The sequence below is a fragment of the Inquilinus limosus MP06 genome, assembly GCF_000767795.1.
Classification (GTDB): Bacteria; Pseudomonadota; Alphaproteobacteria; order DSM-16000; family Inquilinaceae; genus Inquilinus; species Inquilinus limosus_E.
Window position 1 is genome coordinate 1 of the sequence record NZ_JANX01000707.1, and the last position, 2,749, is coordinate 2,749.

The 2,749-nt window shown below is 70.2% G+C and carries 3 protein-coding genes and 1 riboswitch; all 3 genes read right to left on the reverse strand.

The window, feature by feature from the left end; genetic code table 11:
* Window positions 1-345: 345 nt before the first annotated feature.
* Window positions 346-1,560, reverse strand: coding sequence for an O-succinylhomoserine sulfhydrylase (gene metZ, locus P409_RS31170; protein WP_152613646.1), 1,215 nt, complete (start codon window positions 1,558-1,560; stop codon window positions 346-348).
* Between the two features lie 43 nt (window positions 1,561-1,603).
* A riboswitch (SAM riboswitch) is annotated at window positions 1,604-1,680 on the reverse strand.
* A gap of 71 nt (window positions 1,681-1,751) precedes the next feature.
* Entirely contained in the window at window positions 1,752-2,219 is a 468-nt protein-coding gene (locus P409_RS36605; RefSeq protein ID WP_238578812.1) for a GNAT family N-acetyltransferase, read from the reverse strand.
* Window positions 2,219-2,749 (reverse strand): ABC transporter permease (locus P409_RS31180; RefSeq protein WP_034847627.1); only part of this gene is annotated, 531 nt, incomplete at its 5' end. The genes P409_RS36605 and P409_RS31180, both read right to left, overlap by 1 nt.

A 2,749-nucleotide genomic window follows, 5' to 3' on the forward strand; every position in this document is an offset into this window, starting at 1 on the left:
ACGCGGTCGTGTAACCCGGCGCGGCGTCGGCCGCCGCCGCCGTCAGGGCCGTCATCGCCAGCCCGGCCGCAGCCGCCAGGGCGAGCTTCCATCTCATGATCGAACTCCAGGGAATGGATCCCCCTTCGTCCGCTTCAACGCGGCAGGCCCTGAATCCGGTCGCGCGGATCGGGGGGCGCGGCGCCGTGCCTCACCCCGCCACCTCGCTCAATGCACCGTCATCCCCTGCGCAGACACGGGATCTCTGGCCGTCGAGGAGATCCCGGTTCTGCGGCGCAACACTCCGTGCTGCGCCGCGCCCGGGATGACGAGATGGTGAAGAACCCTACGAACGGCTCGTGCGGATCACCCCACCCGCTGCGCCGCGTCCAGCGCGCGGGACAGGTCGCGCTCCAGATCCTCGATCCCCTCGAGGCCGATCGACAGGCGCACCAGCCCCTCGGTGATGCCCATGGCGGCGCGGTCCGCCGCCTCCATCGCCCGGTGGGTGGTGGTGGTCGGGTGGGTGGCGAGCGACTTGGTGTCGCCGAGATTGTTCGAGATGTCGAGCAGCTGCAGCGCGTTGAGGAAGGCGAAGGCCGCCGCCCGGCTGCCCAGGTCCAGCGAGACCAGCGTGCCGCCATTCTTCATCTGGCGCTTCGCCAGTTCGTGATGCGGGTGGCTCTCCAGCCAGGGATAGCGCACCGCCTTCGCGGCCGGATGCGCCTCGATCAGCTGCGCCAGGCGGTGGGCGCTGGCGACCTGGCGCTCGACCCGCAGGCCCAGCGTCTCCAGCCCCTTCACCAGCACCCAGGCGTTGAACGGCGACAGCGCCGGGCCGGTGTGCCGGTAATAGGGCAGGAAGTCGTCGGTCAGGAACTTCCTGTCCGCCAGCACCGCGCCGCCCAGCACCCGGCCCTGGCCGTCGATATGCTTGGTGGCGGAATAGATCACCACATCGGCGCCGAGCTCGAGCGGCTTCTGGCCGAGCGGCGTGGCGAAGACGTTGTCGATGAACACCTTGGCACCGGCGGCATGGGCGATCTTCGCCACCGCGGCGACGTCGACCAGATCCAGCGTCGGATTGGCCGGAGTCTCCAGGAACACCGCCCGGGTGTTCGGGCGCATCGCCGCCTCCCAGGCCTTCAGGTCGCCGCCGTCGACGAAGGTGGTGGTGATGCCGTAGCGCGGCAGGATGGTGCCGAGGATGACGAAGCAGGAGCCGAACAGCGCCCGGCTGGCCACCACATGGTCGCCGCCGCGCAGATGGCAGAACAGGGCGGTGAACACGCCCGACATGCCGCTGGCGGTGACGTGACAGCCCTCGGCCCCTTCCAGCAGGGCCAGGCGCTGCTCCAGCACCTCCAAAGTCGGGTTGCCGTAACGGGAATAGACGAAGCCCGGCTGGTCGCCGGTGAAGCGCGCTTCGGCCGCCTCGGCGCTGTCATAGACGAAGCCCGAGGTCAGGAAGATCGCCTCGGAGGTCTCGCCATAGGGCGTTCGTCGGACGCCGCCGCGGATCAGCGCGGTCTCGGGGCCGAATTCGTCTTCGCTCAGCTGCGGGGCTTCGTATCGATCCATTGCACCGACTCCTCGACCCGACCGGGAGGCGGCTGCGTGCGGGACCTGCGCGCACCCGACCTTTTAGCGGAGATTAACGTGGCCGCAAGCCGGTCGGCTCAAATCACCACGGGGGCCGCTATGAAGGCGGCTGATGCAAGACTTATCGGCAAAACGGCGATCGGGCAATGCGTTTCGGGCAATGCTGCCCTTCACCCCTCGGCCAGGGCGTAGAGCACGAAGGGCAGGTCGAGCCCCTCATAGAGCCGGCGATACTCCCGGCACAGGCGGAAGCCGCGGGATTCGTAGAAGCCGCGCGCCAGCCGGTTGTGGGCGAAGCTCTCCAGCGTCCGGCAGCCGCGCTCGACGGCGTCGGTCAGCAGCGCGGTGCCGGCCGACCGGCCCTGCGCCGCCGGGTCGACGAACAGCATGTCGAGATGCGATCCGGTCATCAGCGAGAAGCCGAGTGGCGTGCCCTCCGCATCCACGGCGATGCGCAGGTCGGGCAGCCGGGCGGCGAAGCGGCGGGCGAAGTCCTCCGGCCGCTTGCGGTCCAGGATCGTGGCCGGAAGAATGTGCTCGAAGGCGGCGCGGGTGCTGCGCCAGGCCACCTCGGCCAGGGCCGGCAGGTCCGCCGCCACCGGCGGCCGGACCGTCACCATCGTCCTCACCTCACCCATCATCCACCGCCGCGAAGCCTGGGATCGAGCGCGTCGCGCAGCCCGTCGCCCAGCAGGTTGAAGCCGAAAGACGCCAACAGGATGGCAAGGCCGGAGAAGATCGAGTCCCACGGCGACAGCAGCAGGTAGCCGCGCGCTTCGGCCAGCATGCGGCCTAGTGACGGCGTCGGCGGCTGGGTGCCGAGGCCGAGGAAGGACAGCGACGCCTCGACCAGGATGGCGGTGGAGAGCGACAGGCTGGCCTGGACCAGGATGACGCTGGCCAGGTTGGGCAGGACGTGGCGCCACAGCACCCGCCCCTCGCCCGCCCCGATGGCGCGGGCGCCCAGCACATACTGGCTGCCGGCCACCACCAGCGCCGGGCCGCGCAGGAGGCGGGCGAAGACCGGGATGTAGACCACGCCGATGGCCAGCGCCGTGGTCGTGGCCCCCGGCCCCAGCATGGCGACGATGCCGATCGCCAGCAGGATGATCGGGAAGGCGAACAGGATGTCCATCAGCCGCATGCCGGCGCGGTCGAGCCAGCCGCC